Source organism: Caldicellulosiruptor sp. DIB 104C (assembly GCF_028198085.1).
Lineage (GTDB): Bacteria > Bacillota > Thermoanaerobacteria > Caldicellulosiruptorales > Caldicellulosiruptoraceae > Caldicellulosiruptor > Caldicellulosiruptor saccharolyticus.
Map to the genome: position 1 here is coordinate 681,935 of NZ_CP116337.1, position 20,909 is coordinate 702,843.

Annotated in this window: 24 protein-coding genes; 21 read left to right on the forward strand and 3 right to left on the reverse strand. The window is 36.1% G+C overall.

All coding sequences use genetic code 11. The annotated features are described in order from the left end of the window. On the forward strand, positions 1-452 hold a 452-nt coding region (locus PGC14_RS03240), incomplete at its 5' end, for a low molecular weight protein arginine phosphatase (RefSeq protein WP_271629503.1). After that, on the forward strand, positions 449-913 hold the full coding sequence (rlmH, locus tag PGC14_RS03245; protein ID WP_271629502.1) for a 23S rRNA (pseudouridine(1915)-N(3))-methyltransferase RlmH: 465 nt from the start codon (positions 449-451) through the stop codon (positions 911-913). The genes PGC14_RS03240 and rlmH, both read left to right, overlap by 4 nt. Before the next feature lie 59 nt (positions 914-972). Here rlmH and argB read toward each other — a convergent pair whose 3' ends face one another. Together argB and argC are read right to left on the reverse strand one after the other, a co-directional pair. Further along, entirely contained in the window at positions 973-1,854 is an 882-nt protein-coding gene (gene argB, locus PGC14_RS03250) for an acetylglutamate kinase (protein WP_011917058.1), read from the reverse strand. Positions 1,855-1,884: 30 nt separating this feature from the next. Next, positions 1,885-2,916, reverse strand: coding sequence for an N-acetyl-gamma-glutamyl-phosphate reductase (gene argC / locus PGC14_RS03255; RefSeq protein WP_011917059.1), 1,032 nt, complete (start codon positions 2,914-2,916; stop codon positions 1,885-1,887). A gap of 160 nt (positions 2,917-3,076) precedes the next feature. Here argC and PGC14_RS03260 point away from each other — a divergent pair, with 160 nt between their 5' ends. Continuing rightward, positions 3,077-5,200, forward strand: coding sequence for an N-acetylmuramoyl-L-alanine amidase (locus PGC14_RS03260; protein ID WP_039765487.1), 2,124 nt, complete (start codon positions 3,077-3,079; stop codon positions 5,198-5,200). A 61-nt stretch (positions 5,201-5,261) separates the two neighbouring features. Here the strand turns inward: PGC14_RS03260 and PGC14_RS03265 are convergent, their stop codons facing one another. Further along, on the reverse strand, positions 5,262-6,113 hold the full coding sequence (locus PGC14_RS03265; protein WP_271629504.1) for a Cof-type HAD-IIB family hydrolase: 852 nt from the start codon (positions 6,111-6,113) through the stop codon (positions 5,262-5,264). A 174-nt stretch (positions 6,114-6,287) separates the two neighbouring features. Here PGC14_RS03265 and PGC14_RS03270 point away from each other — a divergent pair, with 174 nt between their 5' ends. The 18 genes from PGC14_RS03270 to PGC14_RS03355 form a co-directional block, all read left to right on the forward strand. After that, entirely contained in the window at positions 6,288-8,198 is a 1,911-nt protein-coding gene (locus tag PGC14_RS03270; protein ID WP_039765483.1) for an NADH-quinone oxidoreductase subunit L, read from the forward strand. After that, the gene (locus tag PGC14_RS03275) at positions 8,195-9,055 is read left to right on the forward strand and encodes a respiratory chain complex I subunit 1 family protein (RefSeq protein WP_039765481.1); all 861 of its coding nucleotides are present in this window, start codon (positions 8,195-8,197) and stop codon (positions 9,053-9,055) included. The genes PGC14_RS03270 and PGC14_RS03275 overlap by 4 nt, the downstream gene beginning before the upstream one ends. 22 nt (positions 9,056-9,077) lie before the next feature. Then, positions 9,078-9,542 (forward strand): NADH-quinone oxidoreductase subunit B family protein, encoded by a 465-nt coding sequence (locus tag PGC14_RS03280; RefSeq protein WP_011917064.1) that lies wholly within the window; start codon positions 9,078-9,080, stop codon positions 9,540-9,542. Then, a complete protein-coding gene (locus tag PGC14_RS03285) occupies positions 9,526-9,897 on the forward strand; it encodes an NADH-quinone oxidoreductase subunit C (protein ID WP_011917065.1) in 372 nt (123 codons plus the stop codon). Before PGC14_RS03280 ends, PGC14_RS03285 begins: the two co-directional genes overlap by 17 nt. Before the next feature lie 7 nt (positions 9,898-9,904). After that, positions 9,905-10,984 (forward strand): nickel-dependent hydrogenase large subunit, encoded by a 1,080-nt coding sequence (locus PGC14_RS03290; RefSeq protein WP_039765479.1) that lies wholly within the window; start codon positions 9,905-9,907, stop codon positions 10,982-10,984. A gap of 28 nt (positions 10,985-11,012) precedes the next feature. Continuing rightward, positions 11,013-11,399 carry a 4Fe-4S binding protein gene (locus PGC14_RS03295; protein ID WP_039765502.1) on the forward strand — a complete coding sequence of 129 codons (387 nt, stop codon included), beginning with the start codon at positions 11,013-11,015 and terminating at the stop codon, positions 11,397-11,399. Positions 11,400-11,416: 17 nt separating this feature from the next. After that, the gene (gene hypA, locus PGC14_RS03300) at positions 11,417-11,770 is read left to right on the forward strand and encodes a hydrogenase maturation nickel metallochaperone HypA (RefSeq protein ID WP_039765476.1); all 354 of its coding nucleotides are present in this window, start codon (positions 11,417-11,419) and stop codon (positions 11,768-11,770) included. Next, positions 11,760-12,425: a hydrogenase nickel incorporation protein HypB gene (gene hypB / locus PGC14_RS03305; protein WP_039765474.1), complete on the forward strand. Its 666-nt coding sequence runs from the start codon at positions 11,760-11,762 to the stop codon at positions 12,423-12,425. Before hypA ends, hypB begins: the two co-directional genes overlap by 11 nt. 13 nt (positions 12,426-12,438) lie before the next feature. Then, entirely contained in the window at positions 12,439-14,706 is a 2,268-nt protein-coding gene (hypF, locus tag PGC14_RS03310; RefSeq protein WP_271629505.1) for a carbamoyltransferase HypF, read from the forward strand. Positions 14,707-14,721: 15 nt separating this feature from the next. Next, entirely contained in the window at positions 14,722-14,946 is a 225-nt protein-coding gene (locus PGC14_RS03315) for a HypC/HybG/HupF family hydrogenase formation chaperone (protein ID WP_271629506.1), read from the forward strand. Continuing rightward, a complete protein-coding gene (hypD, locus tag PGC14_RS03320; RefSeq protein WP_039765468.1) occupies positions 14,933-15,979 on the forward strand; it encodes a hydrogenase formation protein HypD in 1,047 nt (348 codons plus the stop codon). Before PGC14_RS03315 ends, hypD begins: the two co-directional genes overlap by 14 nt. Continuing rightward, positions 15,976-16,974 (forward strand): hydrogenase expression/formation protein HypE, encoded by a 999-nt coding sequence (hypE, locus tag PGC14_RS03325; protein ID WP_039765466.1) that lies wholly within the window; start codon positions 15,976-15,978, stop codon positions 16,972-16,974. Before hypD ends, hypE begins: the two co-directional genes overlap by 4 nt. Before the next feature lie 48 nt (positions 16,975-17,022). Next, on the forward strand, positions 17,023-17,706 hold the full coding sequence (locus tag PGC14_RS03330; RefSeq protein ID WP_237738210.1) for a hypothetical protein: 684 nt from the start codon (positions 17,023-17,025) through the stop codon (positions 17,704-17,706). Between the two features lie 25 nt (positions 17,707-17,731). After that, positions 17,732-17,935 carry a 4Fe-4S dicluster domain-containing protein gene (locus PGC14_RS03335; protein WP_011917076.1) on the forward strand — a complete coding sequence of 68 codons (204 nt, stop codon included), beginning with the start codon at positions 17,732-17,734 and terminating at the stop codon, positions 17,933-17,935. 3 nt (positions 17,936-17,938) lie between these two features. Further along, positions 17,939-18,991, forward strand: a complete 1,053-nt coding sequence (locus PGC14_RS03340; protein WP_187147294.1) for a 3-methyl-2-oxobutanoate dehydrogenase subunit VorB — start codon at positions 17,939-17,941, stop codon at positions 18,989-18,991. Positions 18,992-19,026: 35 nt separating this feature from the next. Beyond that, a complete protein-coding gene (locus PGC14_RS03345) occupies positions 19,027-19,767 on the forward strand; it encodes a thiamine pyrophosphate-dependent enzyme (RefSeq protein WP_039765463.1) in 741 nt (246 codons plus the stop codon). Positions 19,768-19,769: 2 nt separating this feature from the next. Beyond that, on the forward strand, positions 19,770-20,309 hold the full coding sequence (locus tag PGC14_RS03350) for a 2-oxoacid:acceptor oxidoreductase family protein (RefSeq protein ID WP_039765462.1): 540 nt from the start codon (positions 19,770-19,772) through the stop codon (positions 20,307-20,309). 7 nt (positions 20,310-20,316) lie between these two features. Then, positions 20,317-20,909: peptidoglycan binding domain-containing protein (locus PGC14_RS03355; RefSeq protein WP_271629507.1), on the forward strand; the 593-nt coding region annotated here is incomplete at its 3' end.

Here is a 20,909-nt window from a genome sequence, read left to right on the forward strand (position 1 = left end):
TACTTTTTGTGTGCACAGGCAATACGTGTAGGAGTCCCATGGCTGAATATCTTTTGAAAGATAAACTGAAAAAAATGAACATAGATGATATTGAGGTTGAATCGGCGGGCTTGTCTGCTTTTTTTCCACAAAAAGCATCAAAGAACGCTGTATTGGTTATGAACGAGCTTGGGATTGACATTTCTTCTCATGTATCAAGGCTGATTAATGAAGATATGATAAAGGAAAGCAATTTAATTTTGACAATGGAAAAATATCATAAAGAAGCAATAATCAATATGTATCCTGGTGTAATGGACAAAGTCTTTACTCTAAAAGAGTATGTATTAGATAGCAAAGAAAATCTTGATGTAGTTGACCCTTACGGTGGAGACGATGACAAGTACAGAAAGTGCAGAGATGAACTAAATGACCTGATTGACAAACTCTTGTCGAAAGTGGATGACATATGATAAAGGTAATCTGCGTTGGGACAATAAAAGAAAGGTATTTTAAAGAGGCCGCAGAGGAGTATAAAAAACGACTTTCAAGATGGACAAAAATTGAGGAAATTGAAATAAAAGAAGAAGATGAGAACAAATACCGAAACGTTGAGATGCTTTTTAAAAAAGAGGCTGAAAAGATACTAAAACACATAAAAGAAGGCCAGTATGTAGTAGTGTTTGATATAAATGGGACTCAGCTAAGCTCTGAAGAATTTGCAGAATTGTTAGATAAAAAAGTCTCAAAAGGAGAGGAAATAGTATTTGTAATAGGAGGCTCAAATGGCCTTGCAGATGCTATAAAAAAGAGGGCAAATTTACTAATTTCATTTTCCAAGCTTACTTTCCCTCATCAGCTTTTTAGGATTCTTGTGTATGAACAGATATATAGAGGATTTACAATTATTAAAGGAATAAAATACCATAAGTAAAGTAGGCTGCTCATTTTAAAGCAGCCTAAACTATTTTGTCAGCAAGTTAAAATAATTTATTACAAATGTATCATTGTCCCAATTCCCTTGTCGGTAAATATCTCAAGCAAGATGCAATGTGGAATTCTTCCATCAAGAATATGAGTACGATTGACCCCATGCTTTAGAGCGTCAATACAGCCCAAAACCTTTGGAATCATTCCGCCGTCAATCTTTCCTTCATCAATCATTTTTAAAACCTCATCAGCACTAATTGCTGAGATTATCTCTGAACTGTTTTTGTCATATTTTAGCCCTTCAACATCTGTCATGAACATGAGCTTTTCGGCTTTTATTGCCTTTGCAATCTCAGCAGCAACAGTATCCGCATTTATATTATAACTTGTGCCATCCTCACCAACGCCAATTGGTGCAACAACTGGTATGTACTCATCTTTTGCAAGCATTTCCAAAACCTTTGCATTGATTGACACAACCTCACCAACATACCCTAAATCTACTTTTTCTCCATTTACAATCTCATAGTGCTTTCTTGCCTGAATCAGATTTCCATCAATACCACAGATACCTATTGCTTTTCCGCCTTTTTGATTAAGCATTGAGACAAGTTCTTTGTTTGTCTTTCCAACCAAAACCATCTGAGCAACTTCCATTGTCTGCATATCTGTAACTCTAAGACCATTTACAAATTGGCTTTCAACATTTAGCTTTTTTAACACAGAATTTATCTCAGGTCCGCCACCGTGGACAACAATTGGGTTAACACCGATGTATTTTAAAAGTGTGATATCTTCCATAACCCAGTTTTTGAGCTTATCATTTATCATTGCATTTCCGCCATACTTTATTACAACTGTCTTGCCATAGAGCTTTTGAATATATGGAAGAGCCTCTATCAAAATACTTGCTTTTTCAATTAATTTGTCCATCTCTTCATACATACTTAGCAATCCTCCACTAACAAAGTTTTTTTAAAAATACTCTCCAACTATCACAAGTCCTGTTTTTTCATTTAAGGAAAATTTAATATTCATGTTCTGTATTGCCTGGCCAGCGGCACCTTTAATTAAATTGTCAATACAGGAGATTACAATTACTCTATTTGTTTTTTTATCAACCTCAAGACCAATGTCAACAAAGTTTGTCCCTGTGACATACTTTAACTCTGGCAGGCTATCTTCATATATCCTTATGAAAAATTCATCCCTGTAAAACTCCTTGTAAATCTCAATCAGTTCATTTTTATTCAAACTCTTTGTGAAGGTTGCATATATGGTTGACAAAATTCCTCTTTTTACAGGCAAAAGATGAGGCGTAAATGAGAGATTCAGATCTTCACCAAAAAGAAAACTGCATTTTTCTTCTATCTCACTTGTATGTCTGTGTTTGGCAACCCCATATGCTTTAAAATTCTCATCAACTTCACAAAAGCTATAAGCAAAGTCTGCCTTTTTCCCAGCACCAGAAACACCTGATTTTGAGTCAATTATGATACTGTCTTTTTGGATAAGCTTATTTTTCAAAAGTGGAGCCAAGCCTAAAATAGCGCTGGTAGGATAGCAACCCGGGTTTCCAACTATCTTTGAAGATTTAATCTCTTCCCTGAATATCTCACAAAGCCCATAGCTACTTTCATTTAAAAGTTCTGGGTATTTATGATTGCCATAGTCTTTTGAGTATCGAGTAAGGTCCTTGTATCTAAAATCGCTACTCAGGTCAATTACAACCTTTCCAAGGTCATATGCCACTTTTACGTATTCTTGTGACACACCATGTGGCAAAGCGCAGAAAACTACATCTGCTTCTTTGACCAAATCAATATCAAACTCTTTAAATGTCAGATTCAAAATCTTTTTGAACTGTGGATTTGTATTTTCAATGGAAATATCTTTATTACTTGACGAAATAATCGATGAGATTTCTACCTCTGGATGTTTTAGTAAAAGCCTTATTAGCTCGATTCCAACATACCCTGATGCTCCAATGATTGATGCCTTTATCAACTTTGTTCATCTCCTCAAAATGTGACTTTAGCTATACAAATAATTATACATCAGTGTGTATAAAAATACAATAGTATTCTACCAAATATTTAAATTGATTTATTCGACAAGGTAGGATATTATATAACTATAAATGACATTTTTTGCGGGGTAGGTTGTAGTGAAAAAAATAAAGAGAATAGTAGCAACCGTTGTAGTTTTCTCATTACTTCTTATCTCAGTTTTTGCAGCCACATCTTATAAGCTCTTTGTAGATGGCAAGCAGGTAGGTTCTGTCAAGATTTTGGAGTATAACAAAACTGTCTACCTTGCTTTGGCAGACTTTTTCAGGTATAAAGGGTTTGCTGTCTCCTATGACTCGAAAGCCAAAAAGGTTACCGCTAAAAAATCTAAGGATACATACGAGTTTTACATTGACAAAACCTACTACTATTACAATAAAACAAAGAAAACTCTTTTAGGAAAGACTTTTATTAAAAGTGGGAAGTCATACATATTAGGAAAAGACATAGCTTCAATTTTCAAGTATTCCTATCAGGAAGATAAGACAAAAAAGGTCATTAAATTAACGTCAAAAAGAACTTTAACCAGTAATACCCAGAAAAACGCTTCTTCGTCAAAAACTTTGGCATCGCGTGGGGATGTTCGAAAAACTGGAGCAGAAACTATTTATCTTTCTGATTTGAAGTATTCAATTGAAAGCAGTAAATTTACTTTGCTAATAAGTACTTCAAAACCTGCTATCTACAAAGATTACAAGTTATCAAATCCAGACAGAATAGTAATTGATATTTTAAATACAGTTGATAATTTAGAGAACAATGTAATTCAGGTTGGCAAAGGTGGAATTTTAAGAATAAGACATGCTCTTAATAAAACCTCAACCGGGGAGCCATTTTCAAGGGTTGTTATTGACTATGACGCAGGTCTGATCAAAAGCTATAAGGTTAGTAAAGTTGATAGTCAAATAAAACTCGAGATTGATTTGCCAAAAACTGTCGAAAATAAGACGAATATAGACAGTAGCAGTAGTATAAATAGTCCAGGTAACAATAGCCAAGAAATTGGCACAGCTCCAGCTCAAGAGTCTTACAATCCATATAGGATTCAGAAGGTTAATATTACAAGCTCTGATGAATTTACTGTGGCAGAGATGGATATCCTCCCAACAGTTGTAAGTGAAATTTACAGGGCAGATGAGTCTTTTGTAGTCCTTAGCCTAAAAGGTGCTCAGTTTAATCTTGACAATGGAAGCCTTTTCCAGGTAAATGATGGAATATTAGATTACTATGTTCTGACAAATGTTGACCAGAACAGTGCACAGGTTATATTTTCTACAAAAGCAAAGATATTTATCCTAAATAAACTTGGTAACAAGTTGGAAGTTGTCTTTGCAAATCAATATGGTAATATGAAACTTTATCAGAGAAATGGACTTGTTATAAGCTCTCCTTTTGTATCTGATATAAGCTATACATATGACAGTACCACCAATGTAATAAAGATAGGAAGCAGAAGTCCAATTACAATCTCAGATGATGTCTATAGCCTAAAAGGTACAATTGTAACAAGTGTATATTCAGTTTATCAAGATGATGGGTGTATAATAACTATTGTAGTCAATCCTGACTACATAGCTTCAGTTACTAAAGGTGATAAAAATATCATAATTGGTTTTTCACAAAAACCAAAGCCTAAAAATAAACTTAAAATCTTTATCGACCCCGGGCATGGCGGGTCTGACCCAGGAGCCATTTATACAAAAATTGTAAATGGCAAGAAGGTAACATACCACGAAAAGGATTTTAACTTGGATATAGCATTAAAGCTTAAAGAGAAGCTCAAGAGCCTTGGGTATGAGGTTTACATGTCGCGAGAGACAGACAAATTTGTTGACCTTTATGACAGAACAAAGGTGGCAAATAGCTTAAATGTTGACCTATTTATATCCATTCACAACAATGCAGTAGACAATCCTCAAACCCGTGGCACAATGGTCTTGTACAAGGAAAAGAATTTAAATAGTTTTATCTCAGACAAGCAATTTGCACAGATTGTGTTGGATTATATAATTAAAGAAGTGGGAACGCAAAACAAAGGAATTGTAGAAAGGCCAAATCTGGTTGTTTTAAAGACATCAAATATGCCAGCAGTTTTAGTTGAGGTTGCATTTGGTACAAATCAAGATGATTTAAATCTTCTTTTGAGTGATTCTTTCAAAGATGCAGTTGCAAAGGCTATAGCTGGTGCTGTGGAGTTTATAAATACAAACTATAGAAAATAAAAGCAAAAAGGCTGGTCCGTAAAAGACTGGTACGCAAAATGCCAGCCTTTTTGTTTTAAGGCTACTTTTGGCCAAATATAAATCTTTCAAAAGCTTCTGCAACTGCACCCTGATTGTTTGTAGCATATGTTACAAATTTTGCAAATCTTTTTACCTCATCAGGAGCGTTTGCAACTGCAACGCTTATTTGTGCGAGCTGAAACATTCCAATGTCATTAAAATTGTCGCCAATTGCTAGAATGTTTGATGGAGTTATCATTTTTGTTTCTAAAAATTTTGAAAGTGCTTTTTCTTTAGAGGAGTTAATATCAAGGATTTCTAAAAACCCATAGTTCTTGTTGTCAGAGGCATAATACAAAATAATATTTATGCTGCTACTGAGATTTTTCAAAATATTTGCTAAGTGTTTCAACTTTTCATACCTTCCAACAATCCCAATGTGACTAATTGGAAATTTTACAAAATCAAGAAGATTCTTTTTGGGATATGTTGGTTTGAAAAGCTCTCTTCCTTTTACAAAGTTTAAAAAATATGTATCATAAGACTCTCTCAGTTTGTATATCATATGAAAATCCTCTTCAAATCCTAAAACTATATAGTAATCGACATCAAGGTGATTTTGCTCTAAAAAGCTCAAAATTTCTATCTTTGCATTCTCTTTTAGATAGTTTTTTATAATGGGCTCAGAAAACATATCATCAAAGACATAGACTCCATTTGCTGATATTAAATGGCAAGGAATTTCAAGCTTTTTAGCAATATCAAATGCAGAAGCCCCTCTTCCTGTACATAAAACTATCTCAACGCTGTATTCCATTGAGGCTTTTTTCAAGGCTTTAATATTATTTTCAGGGATATTGCCACTATCGTCTAAAAGAGTTCCGTCTATGTCGATTGCAGCCAATTTTATCAACCTTATCACCTTCTTACCAGAAATGTTGAACAAAAAAGAGATAGAAGCTTTCTTCTATTCTGAACTTTGTTAACAAATTAACTTTTGCATACTGTATACAAGACCACGAGAATGTGTTATAATCTTAATAGCAATAGTTTATCATCACAAAGAGAAAGGGGCAATATTGGACATATGGAGTACATCTATTTATCGCTAATATTTATACCAATCATAGTTGCAGGTTTGATTTACCTATTTAACAATAGCACGTTTAGAAAGGCTATTGTTTTTTTAATGTCTGCTGTACTGGTTGTGCTGATGGTATTTGCCATTTTACAGGGTGACAAAGAAGTAAAACTTTCTCATGCATTAAATTTTGCTTTGGAGTATTTAATAACATTTGCTGATTATTTCTTACTTGCTGTAATATTCTTGATAGGTCTAAAGCTAAAAAATAACCTCATAAGCCTTCTTGCAGCTCTGCAATTTGTTCTGATGTTTGTATTTGAATTTAGGGCAGGAAAATTAGAGGTTGAAAATGTCTTTTATGTTGACCACCTGACATTTATAATGCTTATGCTGATAAATGTAATAGGCCCATTGATTAGTATATTTGCCCTTTCATATATGGAGGAGCATGAAAAACATCTGCACCTTGAGAAAAGTAAGCAAAACATATTTTTTGCAGTAATAATGCTCTTTTTAGGTGCTATGAACGGGCTTGTTTTGTCAAACAACATCTTGTGGGTGTACTTTTTCTGGGAGATTACAACACTTTGCTCTTTCTTGCTAATCTCACATGATGGGAATGAACAAAGTATCAAGAATGCAACAAGGGCGCTTTTGTTAAACTCCCTTGGCGGGCTTTCTTTTGTAGTAGGTATAATATTTATGTACTATAAATCTGAGGCTATTGCTTTGAGTGAAATTATAAGGTCTCAAGATAGCAGTATATTGATGATACCAATTGCGTTTTTAGCATTGGCAGGTTTTACAAAGTCAGCACAGTTTCCGTTCCAAAGCTGGCTTTTGGGCGCGATGGTAGCACCAACACCAGTGTCTGCGCTTTTGCATTCAAGCACAATGGTAAAAGCAGGAGTTTATCTGATTTTGAGATTATCGCCTGTTTACATTGATTCGTGGCTGTCAAATATAGTTGCCATTTTAGGTGCGTTTACATTTGTCGCGGCAGCACTTTTGGCAATATTTCAGACAAATGCAAAGAGGATTTTGGCATACTCAACAATTTCAAATTTAGGGCTTATAATTGCACTGTCATCTGTTGCAAATGTATATTCAATCTATGCAGCAGCACTTTTAATTGTACTACATGGTGTGTCAAAGGCGCTCTTGTTCTTATGTGTTGGTTCAATTGAACAGGGCATTGGCTCACGTAATGTAGAAGATATGGATGGTATTAAATATAAAATGCCGATAGTAGCTTTTCTTACCCTTTTGGGAAGTGTGTCTATGCTACTTCCGCCCTTTGGTGTTTTGATTACAAAGTGGATTGCAATAGAAGTTTCAACCCAGAACATTGTTGCCATGCTTGAGATAATACTTGGAAGTGCATTTACAGTTGTGTTCTGGACAAAGTTTATTGGAAAGATTCTCTCAGATGGGAAAGATACAAAAAGGATTGAAATTTTTGAAGGTTTGAGACACCTTCCATTGATTACTATATCAATACTTGTAATACTTGTGAGTGTGTTTATGACACAGTTTACAAACGCGTTTGTTGTGCCATTTTTCAAGTCGTCTTTTGCGAGGTATTCGGGAGTTAGTAGCAGAGCTCTTAAAGATTTGTATATAAAAGATTTCTTTGGATTCAACCCCTTTGTTTTCTTTGGGATACTTGCTTTGGCAGTTGTAGTTGGAGTAATACTCTACACACTTTTAAGGCCAAAAAGATATGTCAATGTTTATATGTCGTGTGAGAATGATGACAACTTTAGCTTTAGAGCAGAAAAAGATGAGTCTGTAGAGCTTGAATTTAAAAACTATTACTTTGAGACATTAATAAAAGAAAGCAACATCACATTAATTTCAAATATTATCTCAGTCGCATTAATTGCTATAATGTTTGGGGTGATATTAAAGTGAAGGAAATTGCTCTGGTTTTACTCACAATAATAATAGCACCAATCATTGGTGGAATTTTGACAGGTATTGATAGAAAAATTACTGCGCGTATGCAAAACAGGTTTGGACCACCAATTTTGCAGCCATTTTATGATTTGTTCAAGCTGTTTTCAAAAGAGACTATAGTTGTTTCAAGTACACAGATTCTCTATGCATTTTTGTTCTTAGTCTTTAACATGGTTGCGCTTGTTATGTTTGTTTTAAAGATGGATTTGCTTTTGATTTTATTTGTACTTGCGTTTGCTGTCACAGCACTAATTTTGGGAGCAATGTCAACAAACTCTCCTTATTCACGAATTGGTGCTCACAGAGAGTTAATTTCTGTGCTTGCATATGAGCCAGTTTTAATTGCTATGATAATTGGAATTTATTTTGTTACAGGCAGCTTTAAAATAGATGATGTGATAAAGCATAACAACTTTTTGATATTTGAGCTTCCATTTATATTCATTGCATTTACCTATGTACTGACAATAAAGCTTAGAAAATCTCCATTTGATTTGTCAACATCGCACCATGCGCATCAGGAGATTGTAAAAGGTATCACAACAGAGTTTGCAGGACCTATTTTGGGCCTGATTGAACTTGGCCACTGGTATGAACTTGTACTTTTGCTTCTTTTCATAGGCTTGTTCTTTGCAAAAAACATAGTAGTTGCAATCATTGCAATGCTTTTGGGCTACTTTTTAGAGATTTTGATTGACAATATCTCAGCAAGACTTACATGGAAGATAATGCTAAGACTTACATGGTCGATGGCTTTGGGGCTTGCTTTGGTCAATCTAATTTGGGTATACATAAAATACAGGGTATTATAAAAAAATAAAGGTGGGGTAAAGAGTGATTTTCAGGAAAGCGTTGAAAAAATCGCCATGGATTATTCACTATGATTGTAACAGCTGTAACGGCTGTGATATAGAGATTTTATCAACACTTACTCCAGTATACGATGTTGAGAGGTTTGGAATTATAAATGTAGGAAATCCAAAACATGCAGATATACTTGTTGTGTCTGGTTCTGTGAACCACAGAAATGCAAGGGTTTTAAAAAATATATACGATCAGATGCCACACCCGAAAGCAGTTGTGGCAATTGGAGCTTGTGCGTGTTCAGGTGGAATTTTCAAGGAATGCTACAACACTTTGGGCGGAGCGGACACAGTCATTCCAGTTGATGTGTATGTTCCAGGTTGTGCACCCCGGCCTGAAGCTATTATGGAAGGGATTTTAAAAGCTGCTGAGATATTAGAGGAAAAGAAAAAGAATATGAAAAAGGGTGAGATTTTGAATGCTGCAAAATCTTAAAGAGATACAAAAAGAGGATTTGAGAAAAGAGGTATTTGAACTAAAATCAAGCGGGCACAGGTTTGTCACAGCAACTTGTGTTGATTTGGGAGATGGCAGGTTTGATATAATATATCACTTTGACAAGGACTATGAACTTAAAAACTTGAGAGTCACAATAGAAAATGACGAGAAGATGCCGTCTATTTCAGATATCTATTTTGCTGCAGTATTTGTTGAAAATGAAATCAAGGATTTGTTTGGCATAGACTTTGAAAATCTTCTCATTGACTATGAAGGAAAGTTCATGATAACAGATGAGCTTGACAGTCCTATGCGTAAAAAGCCAGTTGTGAAGGTCAAGAAAGGGGAGTAAGAAAGCTTTGGGTAAAAGGACAATAGTGCCGTTTGGACCACAGCATCCTGTATTGCCAGAACCGCTTCAGCTGAGGCTTGTGTTAGAAGATGAAAAGGTTGTAGAGGCAATCCCTGCAATTGGGTATGTTCATAGAGGACTTGAAAAGCTTGCTGAAGAAAAGGATATTAATCAGAACATATACGTGGTTGAAAGGGTTTGTGGAATTTGTTCTTTCCAGCAGGCACTTGCGTACTGCCAAGGGATTGAAGAGTTGATGGGGGTTGAAGTTCCAGAAAGAGCTAAATATTTACGTGTAATTTGGGCGGAGCTTCATAGGCTTCACAGCCATCATTTGTGGCTTGGACTTTTGGCAGATGCGTTCGGATTTGAAAGCCTGTTTATGCAGTGCTGGCGAAATAGAGAGCTTGTAATGGACCTGATGGAGGCAACTGCAGGGTCAAGGGTTATAATCTCAACAAACATCATTGGCGGTGTAAGGCGTGATATAGACGAAGAAAAGCAAAAATTCATCTTAGACAACCTTGCAAAATTAGAAGAAGAGCTCAAGAGAATTGAAGGTGCGTTTTTGAATGATTACACGGTCAAGAAAAGACTTGTGGGAGTGGGTGTGCTTTCAAAAGAAGAAGCGTATGAACTTGGCTGTGTTGGACCAATGGCAAGGGCAAGCGGAATCAATATGGATCTGAGAACAACAGGATATGCTGCATATGGCGCGCTTGATTTTGAACCTGTTGTTGAGTATGATGGAGATTGCTACGCAAGACTAAAAGTAAGGCTCAGAGAGTGTTATCAGTCAATAGACCTTATAAGGCAGGCAATCTCAAAGATGCCAGAAGGTGAGATATCAACACCTGTGAAAGGTTTTCCAAACGGTGAGATAATATCAAGGGTTGAGCAGCCAAGAGGCGAGGATGTTTACTATATCAAAGCAAACGGAACAAAAAATTTAGAGAGGCTCAGAATAAGAACACCAACTTTTGCTAACATTCCAGCACTTGTTAAAATGCTACAAGGTATTGATTTTGCAGAGGTTCCAATGCTTGTTTTGACAATTGACCCGTGTATTTCATGTACAGAAAGGTAAAAAGCTAAAAAGAGGGATGGATGGAAAGATGTTTGGGATGCTTCAAAATGTATTAAACAATCTTTTTTCAAAACCTGCAACACGACTTTATCCTAAGGAAAAAAGACCATTTTTCAAAGGAACAAGAGGAAGTCTTGAGATTGAAATAGACAAGTGCATTTTTTGTGGTATTTGCCAGAGAAAGTGCCCTGCAAATGCCATTACAGTTGACAGAAACGCAAAGATGTGGCAGCTAAACCAGTACAAATGTGTACTTTGCAATGTATGTGTTGAGTCTTGTCCCAAAAAATGCTTAATTTCAAAAGAGCAGTTCAATCTACCTACGACTTATAAGGAGTTTTATATTCAAAAACAGCAGGAACAGCAGCTTGAACAAGAAAAAGAGGCAAAGGTTGCAGGTGCTGGGAACCAATAAAGGAAGGGTCTTAAAAAATGCATGAATATTTTGTCACACAGCAGCTAATTAAGATTGCTGAGGACGAGCTAAAAGAAGTAAAGCCTAAAAAGGTTTTGTCTATCACAGTTGTTGTTGGAGAACTTAGCGGAATTATTGATGAGTCATTAAAGTTTTACTTTGATATTTTGACAAAGGGGACCATTTTGGAGGGAAGCAAGCTGGAGATTGTTCAAAAGAAGGCTTTACTGTTTTGCAACTCTTGCCAAAGCCTTTTTGAGAGGACAAAGGATTTTCTGTGTCCAAAATGCAAGAGTTTAGGTAAGCTCACTGAGCATGGCAGAGAATTTTATATCGAATCTATAGAGGTAGATGATGGAGATGGAAATTAAGGTTATAAAAGACATTTTACAAAGAAATGAGTTTTCAGCTGACAATATCAGAAAGCTTGCAAAGGAAAATAAGTGGTTTTTGATAAATGTGATGGGTTCACCAGGTGCTGGCAAAACCTCATTTATTAAAACTATGATAAATACATTCAAAGATAAATTCAATATAGCTGTGATTGAAGGTGATGTTGCTTCAACAATCGATGCTGAGGAGATTTCAAAACTTGGAGTTGAAGTGCTACAGATAAACACAGGCGGAGCTTGTCACTTGGTTGCAGATAGTATAAATGAAGCTCTTTTAAATTTGAATCTAAAAAAATCTACTGTTGTTTTTATAGAAAACATTGGCAACCTGATTTGCCCATCTTCATTTGACTTGGGCGAGAACATGAGAGTTGTTGTATCATCTGCTGCTGAGGGTGATGATAAGCCTTATAAATATCCTATTATGTTCGAAAGTAGCGATGTTGTTGTCTTGTCGAAGATGGATGTTGTAGAGATTATCGGGTTTGACATGGAAAAGTATATAAAAGGATTAAAAGCTATCAAAGGTGATAATTTGAAACTATTTGGTGTTTCATTTAAAACTTTAGAGGGTTTGACTGAGCTTGAGAGCTATTTTTCAGAACTCTTCAATTCATACTTTAATCGAAAATAGGGGATAAATGAGTATGAAAAGGTATAGATACATTTTCAGAGGGCTTGTACAAGGGGTCGGTTTCCGACCCTTTATTTATAACCTGGCAAAAGATTTGGGACTTGTTGGATTTGTCAAAAACATAGGCGAGGGCGTTTTGGCAGAGTTTCAAGGTGAGCTTAAAAGTACTGCTGCGATTGATGAGTACATTGAAAAGAAATTGCCCAGGAATGCTAAAATTGAGTCAATTGAGAAGTATGAAATAGAACCAAATTTTGATGAAAGTGATTTTTATATCTTAGACAGTAGCAAAGGCAAAATCTCAACAATAGTGCCTTATGATTTGGGTCTTTGTGAAGAGTGCAAAAGAGAATTTTATGACAAAGGCCACAGACATTTTATGAACCCGTTTATAAGCTGTATCAATTGCGGACCAAGATATACCATAATAGAATCTTTGCCATATGACAGAGACAGGACGTCAATGAAAGAGTTTGAATTTTGTTGTGATTGCAAAAAAGAGTATTATACGCCAGATAACAGAAGATTTAACGCACAGTCAACAACATGCCCTGTATGTGGTCCACGCCTTTTTCTGTACTCATTTGTAGAAAAAAAGCATATAGACGGTAGCAATTTAGAGCTTTTGGACAGAGTATGTTATGAGATTGAGAAGGGGAAGATTATTGCGATAAAAGGAATTGGAGGATTTCATTTAGTTGTTGACCCTTATAATAAAGAAGTAGTAGAAAGGCTTTTTCAAAGCAAAAAGCGAGAAGGAAAGCCATTAGCGCTTGTGTGCAAGAGCATTGAAACTGTTAAAAAGTATTGTAATGTTAGTGAAGCTGAAGAAGAAATTTTTAAATCGCCAAGATGTCCCATAATACTTTTTGAAAGAAAGACAGACCATTTTCTGCATGTAAACGCTGGTCTTCATACACTTGGTATAATGAGAACATATACCCCTATTTTGGATTACATTTTGACAAAGACAAACAGAGATTTATTAATTGCAACCTCAGCAAATCTTTCAGGAATTCCAATGATTATTGATGAAGATGAGGCACTTGAAAAGCTTTGCGACATTGCCGACTTTGTTTTGTATCACAACAGAAAAATAGTAAGACGCTGCGATGATTCTGTAGGTTTTGTTTTAAAAGACAAATTTGTGCTGATAAGGTCAGGCCGTGGTTTTGCTCCCATTACGTTTAAACTGAAAGAAAAGGCTGTAGACAAAAATATCCTTGCGCTTGGAGGTCATGAGAAGACAACAATTGCACTTAAAAAAGAAGATGAAGTGATTTTGAGCCAGTATCTTGGTGACCTTGACACAAAAGAGTACATTGATTTTTACGAAGGCAGTCTTATAGATTTGATTTCACTTTACGATTTTGACTTTGATTATATAGCATGTGATTATCATAAAGACTACTATACCACCTCTCTTGCCCAAAAAATAGCAAAAGATCAAAACAAAGAGGTTGTATTCGTCCAGCATCATTTGGCTCATATTTACTCTTGTATGCTTGAAAAAAATCTTCAAAGCTGTATTGGATTTGCATTTGATGGTACAGGCTTAGGGCTTGACGGCAAAATCTGGGGCTCTGAAGGGTTTGTGATTGACGGACTTGAGGCAAAAAGAGTATTCCATTTACAATACTATCCTCTTGTTGGTGGCCAAAAGGCAATAAAAGAGCCGGTCCGTCTTGCATACTATTTTTCCAAAATAATTAGCCCTGAGTTTGCAGAAAGATTTTTCGGTGAGAACGAATTTTTGCACCAAATTTTCAAGACTGCACAAACTTTCAATTATCCTCTTACCTCAAGCATGGGAAGGCTGTTTGATATTGTTGGAGTACTCTTAGGCTGTGGAGAGAAAAATAGCTTTGAAGCTCAAATTCCTATGGTTTTAGAAAGCATAGCTGACAGCAATGAAAGTGGGTTTTATATTTTTCTTATGAATTTTAGACATGAAATAGAGATAAATATTGTGGATATACTACAACAAATCATACATGATATAAAAAGAAATATAAACCGGAGAATAATTTCTGCTAAATTTCACAACACAGTTGCAAAAATAGTTGTTGAAGTAGCAAAGGTGTTGAGAGAAAATTATAATAAAGACATTGTAGTACTTTCTGGAGGAGTGTTCCAAAACAAGTTATTACTTTCCAAAACAGTCTCATTGTTAGAGGAAGAAGGATTTAAAGTTTTCTTTAACACTGTCTTTCCGATTAACGACGGGGGAATTTCGGCTGGACAAGTATATTATACTCTTCAATTGTTAAAAAACTGTTAAAGGAGTTTTAAAATTATGTGTTTAGGATATCCAGCAAAGGTAATTGAGATATTTGAAGACAAAAAAGCTTTGCTTGAGTATTTAGGTGTTAAAAAGATGGTAAACATTGCTCTTTTGAAAAATGTAAGTGTTGGTGATTATATCTTGATACATTCTGGGATTGCAATAGAGAAGATAGACCAAAAAGAAGCAGAGGAAATAGAAAAACTCTTTGGTGAGGTACAAGATGCAAACAGCTGAGCTCATTTGGGAGATAAAAAACAATATCGAAAAAATTGGACGGAGTCTAAAAGTCATTGAAGTTTGTGGAACACATACAGTTTCAATCTACAAAAATGGATTTCACACCTTATTTGAAGGATACATCGACTTTATTTCAGGGCCGGGCTGCCCTGTTTGTGTTACGCATGAGGGTTATATTGATAGACTTGTAGAACTTTCCTCAGAGTGGACAATCTATACCTTTGGTGATTTGCTGAAAGTGCCAGGAAGCTCAAAATCGCTTTCACAAGCACGGGCAAATGGTGGAAAAATAAAGGTTATGTACTCACCTGTGGATGCAGTGGAACATCTTGAAAATAACGAAAAAGTTATTTTTGCTGCAGTCGGGTTTGAGACAACAGCACCTGCATTTGCCCTGAGCCTTGAAAAGGTGATTGAAAAGGGACTCAAAAATGTTAAGTTTGCATACGAACTTAAGACAATTGATGAACCTCTTAAAAGCTTACTTCAAAACCATATACGGGTTGATGGCATAATTTTACCTGGACATGTTGCGACAGTTATTGGAGTAGATGGTTTTAAGTTTGTTGAAAGGTTTAAGGTTGCCTCTGTAATTTCGGGGTTTGAAGGTTATGATATACTTCTTTCACTTTTAAGTATTACCCAGGACATATTGAGTGAAGATTTTACAGTAAAGAATGAATATAAAAGGGTGGTCAAAAAGGAAGGCAATGTGATTGCAAAAGGTTATATTGAAAAGTATTTTGAGAGAACGTCAGCATTTTTTAGGGGTTTGGGATTGATACCTGGCGGAGGTTTGAAGATAAAAGATGAGTTTAGCGAATATTCAATTGATATATCATATGACCACACAAAACAAAAAGATAGTCTCTGCAGGTGTGCAGATGTCTTAACAGGGAAAATAAAGCCATTTGAGTGTCCTCTTTTTGAGAAGGTATGTACACCAATTTCTCCTAAAGGTGCGTGTATGGTATCTCAGGAAGGGTCGTGTAATGCATATTTTAGGTACGGGAAGTGGAAAGGAAGATGAAGTTTATCCAGAAGGAGCATGGCAATGGTGGGAAACAAACGTATGAGCTTATAAATGAACTTTTCAAGCCAATATTTGACTCTGAGATTTTAAAAAGAGGTGATGATTCGTCTATATTTGATTTAGCTTCAAAAAAGATTGGAGTGACAACAGATTCATTTGTGGTAAAACCTTACTTTTTCAAAGGTGGAGATATAGGGAAGCTCTCAGTTTGCGGAACTGTGAACGATTTGGCAGTTTCAGGCCTTGTTCCAAAATACATCACTGCATCTTTCATAATAGAAGAAGGATTTCCGATTGAGGATTTGCAAAAGATTGTGAGGTCAATGAAAGAATATGCTGACATTGCTGGTGTTGAAATTGTAGCAGGGGATACAAAGGTGGTTGAAAAGGGTTCTTGTGATGGGATTTTTATAAACACAACAGGATTTGGTGTATGTGAAAAAGAGGAAAAGCTTCCTTCAATAGAGAAAATAAAAGGTGGACAAGTGATTTTGGTAAGCGGAGATATAGGAAGACATGGTGCGTGCATATATTCGCACAATAGTGAGCTTGGATTTGAAGAGAAGATAGAGTCAGATTGTGCACCATTAAATAGAGTGATAAGTGAACTTTTGGAAAATATTGATATTTGTTATATGAAGGACCTGACGCGCGGCGGGCTTGCAACAGCTCTAAATGAGATAGCACAAAAGGCGAATGTAGCGATATATGTTGAGGAAGACAAGGTTCCAGTGTCAAATGAAGTAAAAGCGCTTTGTGATATATTAGGGCTTGATTGGTATTATCTTGCATGTGAGGGAAGATTTGTTGCGATTGTAAACAGGAAGAATGAACAAAGAGCGTTGGAAATTTTGAGGAAGTATAACAAAGAGGCGTGTGAGATTGGGTGGATTGAAGATACAGAAGAAAATAGAGTGTATCTGAGGACAAGTTTTGGTGGGACAAGGATTTTGGATATGCTTTACTATGACATGCTGCCAAGAATCTGCTAAGTTTTAAACCGAAAATCTGTGACGGAGATGAAGGTGGAAATTATGTGTATGACAGTGCCTTTGAGCTTTGTCAACAGGAAGACAAATATCTTTGTTGGGACAGCAGGAAGTGGCAAGAGCGAGATTGCATTAAACGTTTCTTTAGAGCTTGGAGAATTTTTCAATGTGAATTTAATTGACGCTGATGTCATAAATTTATACTATAATTTGCGAAGTGTGAAAGAACTTATAGAGAAAAAAAATATAAACTTTATCTCAACTCATTTTGAGGGGAAGAGTATCGATTTACCAATTTTGTCTGGTAAAGTATATGAAGCTTTGAATCAGCAAAATGCAGTGAATATAGTGGATGTTGGTGGAGATGAAATAGGCAGTGCTGTTATAGGACAGTTTAGAGAGCTGTTTTCAAAAAAGGGATACAATCTATTTTATGTTGTTAACATTTATAGACCATTTAACTCAACAAAAGAAGAAATTTTGGAGAATATGAAGGAAATTGAAAACATTTTGGGAATGAACATTACTGCAATTATAAATAATTCACATCTACTTTCTGAAACAAAGCCTGAGGATATTTTAAAGAGCCTTGAGGTTGTACAAGATGTAGCAAATGCAAGAGATATCCCGTATGTCCTGACTGTTGTAGAAGAAAAGCTATTTGAGCAAGACCTTTTGGAGGAGATAAAAAAATATTCTCTTGTATATGCCATAAAAAGGTATATAATAAGATAAGGAATGCTTTTTGGAGGTCTGAGCAGTGAAGCTAAGGATAGAGTATGATAAGTGCAAAAGCTGTGGACTTTGTGTTGAAGTCTGTCCCAAGAAGATACTATATATTGACAGAAGCAGAATAAACAAGAAAGGATATAACCCTGTTGACGCAAAAGATGTAAATGCCTGTATTGAGTGTGGAAGCTGTTATAAGATTTGTCCAGATATAGTGTTTGAGGTAGGTGAATAGATTTTGAAGGTTTTGATGAAAGGGAATGAAGCTATTGCCGAGGCGGCACTAAGAGCTGGTTGTGAGTGCTTTTTTGGATATCCTATCACTCCTCAGACAGAGCTTTTGCAGTATATGGCCAAAAAACTTCTAAAGAGCGGTGGAGTTTTTATTCAGGCAGAGAGCGAAGTTGGAGCAATTAACATGGCATATGGAGCAGCAAGCTGTGGTAAAAGGGTTATGACATCATCCTCAGGTCCAGGTATTAGTCTTAAGCAAGAGGGTATATCATATTTGGCAGGGGCTGAGCTTCCTTGTGTTATTGTAAATATTATGAGAGGTGGACCTGGACTTGGCAATATCAATGCTGCCCAGTCGGATTATCTTCAGGCGACAAAAGGTGGTGGGCATGGAGATTACAAGGTGATTGTTCTTGCCCCATCTTCTGTCCAAGAAGCTGTTGACCTTACTATAAAGGCATTTGACCTTGCAGACAGGTATAGAAACCCTGTGATGATTTTAGGCGATGGAATGTTGGGGCAGATGATGGAGGTTGTTGAGTTTGATGAAAACTATGAAAGACCAAGAACAGAAAAGCCATGGGCAGTGACAGGTGAAAGAAATAGACCAAAAAGGGTGACAAACTCTCTTTATATAGTTCCAGAAGAGCTTGAAAAGCACAATTTTAAACTGAAAGAAAAATATAAAAAGATTGAAGAAAATGAGGTTATGGTAGAAGAGTACATGACAGACGATGCGCAGGTCATCTTTGTTTCGTTTGGCATGTGTGCAAGAATAGTGAAAAGTGCTGTAAATAAACTAAGACAGTCTGGTGAAAAAGTAGGACTTATAAGACCAATCACGTTGTATCCTTTTCCAACAAAGTGTATAGAAAAGTATGCAAACTCTAACAATATCAAATTTTTCATAGACGTGGAAATGAATTTAGGGCAAATGCTTGAGGATGTAAAACTCTCAGTTGCGGGCAAAAAAGATGTCCATTTTTATGGCAGAACAGGTGGTATGATTCCGACAATAGCTGAGATTGTAGGTTATTACTTCTCTCTTAAAAAGTAAAAAGTGCACACATTGGATTGAGAGGAAGATGAAGTATGAAATATAAAAGGCCAGAATGTTTGACAGGGGAAAGCATGCATTATTGTCCTGGTTGTGGACATGGGATTATTCATAGGCTCATTGCTGAGGTCATTGACGAAGATTATAAAGACCATAAAATAGTCGGTGTAGCACCGGTTGGGTGTGCTGTTTTTATTTATGACTATTTTAACTTTGACTTTGTTGCGGCAGCTCATGGAAGAGCAACTGCTGCTGCAACAGGCGTAAAAAGGTGTATTCCTGATGCGCTTGTTTTTTCATATCAAGGGGATGGCGATATAGCGGCAATTGGTACATCTGAGGTTGTGCATGCAGCAGCTCGAGGTGAAAATTTTACAGCCATATTTGTCAACAATGGCGTGTATGCCATGACAGGTGGACAGATGGCGCCAACCACAATTCCTGGTCAGGTAACTGTATCATCTCCATATGGTCGTGACCCAAAAGTACAAGGTTATCATATTAAGCTGTGTGAGATGCTCATACCTTTAGACGGTGTTGCCTTTGTTGCAAGGACATCTATTCATAATCTTAAGAACATTGAGTTTACCAAAAAAGCAATAAAAAGGGCATTTGAGGTACAGATGAACAAGGAAGGATTTTCAATCATAGAGGTCTTATCAAACTGTCCAACAAATTGGGGTATGACACCTGCTGAGAGTATGAAGAGGATTGAAAATGAGGTTTTGAAATATTATAATTTGGGAATCTTTAAGGACAAAGGTAGGGGAATTTAAAAATGACAGAGGAGATTTTGATTGCTGGTTTTGGTGGGCAAGGAGTGTTGTTTTTAGGACAAATCTTTGCACACATTGGAATGAAAAAAGGGTACAATGTCTCATGGCTTCCATCTTATGGACCTGAAATGAGAGGTGGCACTGCAAACTGCAGTGTGATAATATCAAATGAGATGATAGGCTCACCTGTTGTGTTCAATCCTGATACATTATTTGTTTTGAACAGACCATCACTGGAAAAATTTGAACCTTCGGTCAAAAAAGATGGGTTTATGCTCATAAATAGCTCTCTTGTTGACATTAAAGCAAAAAGAGAGGATATAAAAACTTACTATATAGCTGCAACAGAGATTGCATCAAAGCTTGGAAGTGTCCGGGTTGCAAATATTGTAATGCTTGGGGCGTACTTGAGGTTGAAAGAAATGTTTTCTACCTCCGAAGCAAAAGAAGTATTAAAAGAGTTTTCAAAAACTGAGCAAATTTATAACTTAAATTGTAGAGCTTTAGAAGAAGGGTTTGAATGTATCTCAAGACGGGGGTAAGTATGAAGTGAGAAGATATATTTTAATTGGGATTGTAGTAGTGCTTTTGGTTTTAGCAGGAATTTTGGGTTATACACTTTATAGCAATGTAAAGCAGGTCTTGAACACAGATAAAATCTATAAAGGTATTTACATTGAAAACACACCTGTTGGAGGCTTGACAAGGGCAGAGGCGTATGAGCTTTTAGAAAGTACTTATCTTGAGCCTTTGAGAAGCAAAAAGATTGAGGTTGAAGTTGATGGAAATGAGTACAAACTGGACTATGCATCTCTTGATATTAGAATGAACATAGGTGAGGCAATTGAACAAGCTTATTCCATAGGAAGAAAAGGGAATATCTCAAGACGGTTCAGAGAAATCAAGAGAGTCTATGATCATCCTGTTGTGATAAGGCTTAAATTTGAATACAATGAAGGAAAGCTTAAAGAGTTTGTGGATGAACTCTTTGAGAAGTATTATGAATCTCCTGTAAATGCGAGCATTAGAAAGGTAGGAAATCAATTTGTTATCACACCTGAAAAGCTGGGAAGAAAACTTGATTATAATGATCTTATAAATAAATTGAAAGATATGATTAAAAACAAGAAAGAAGGAAAAGT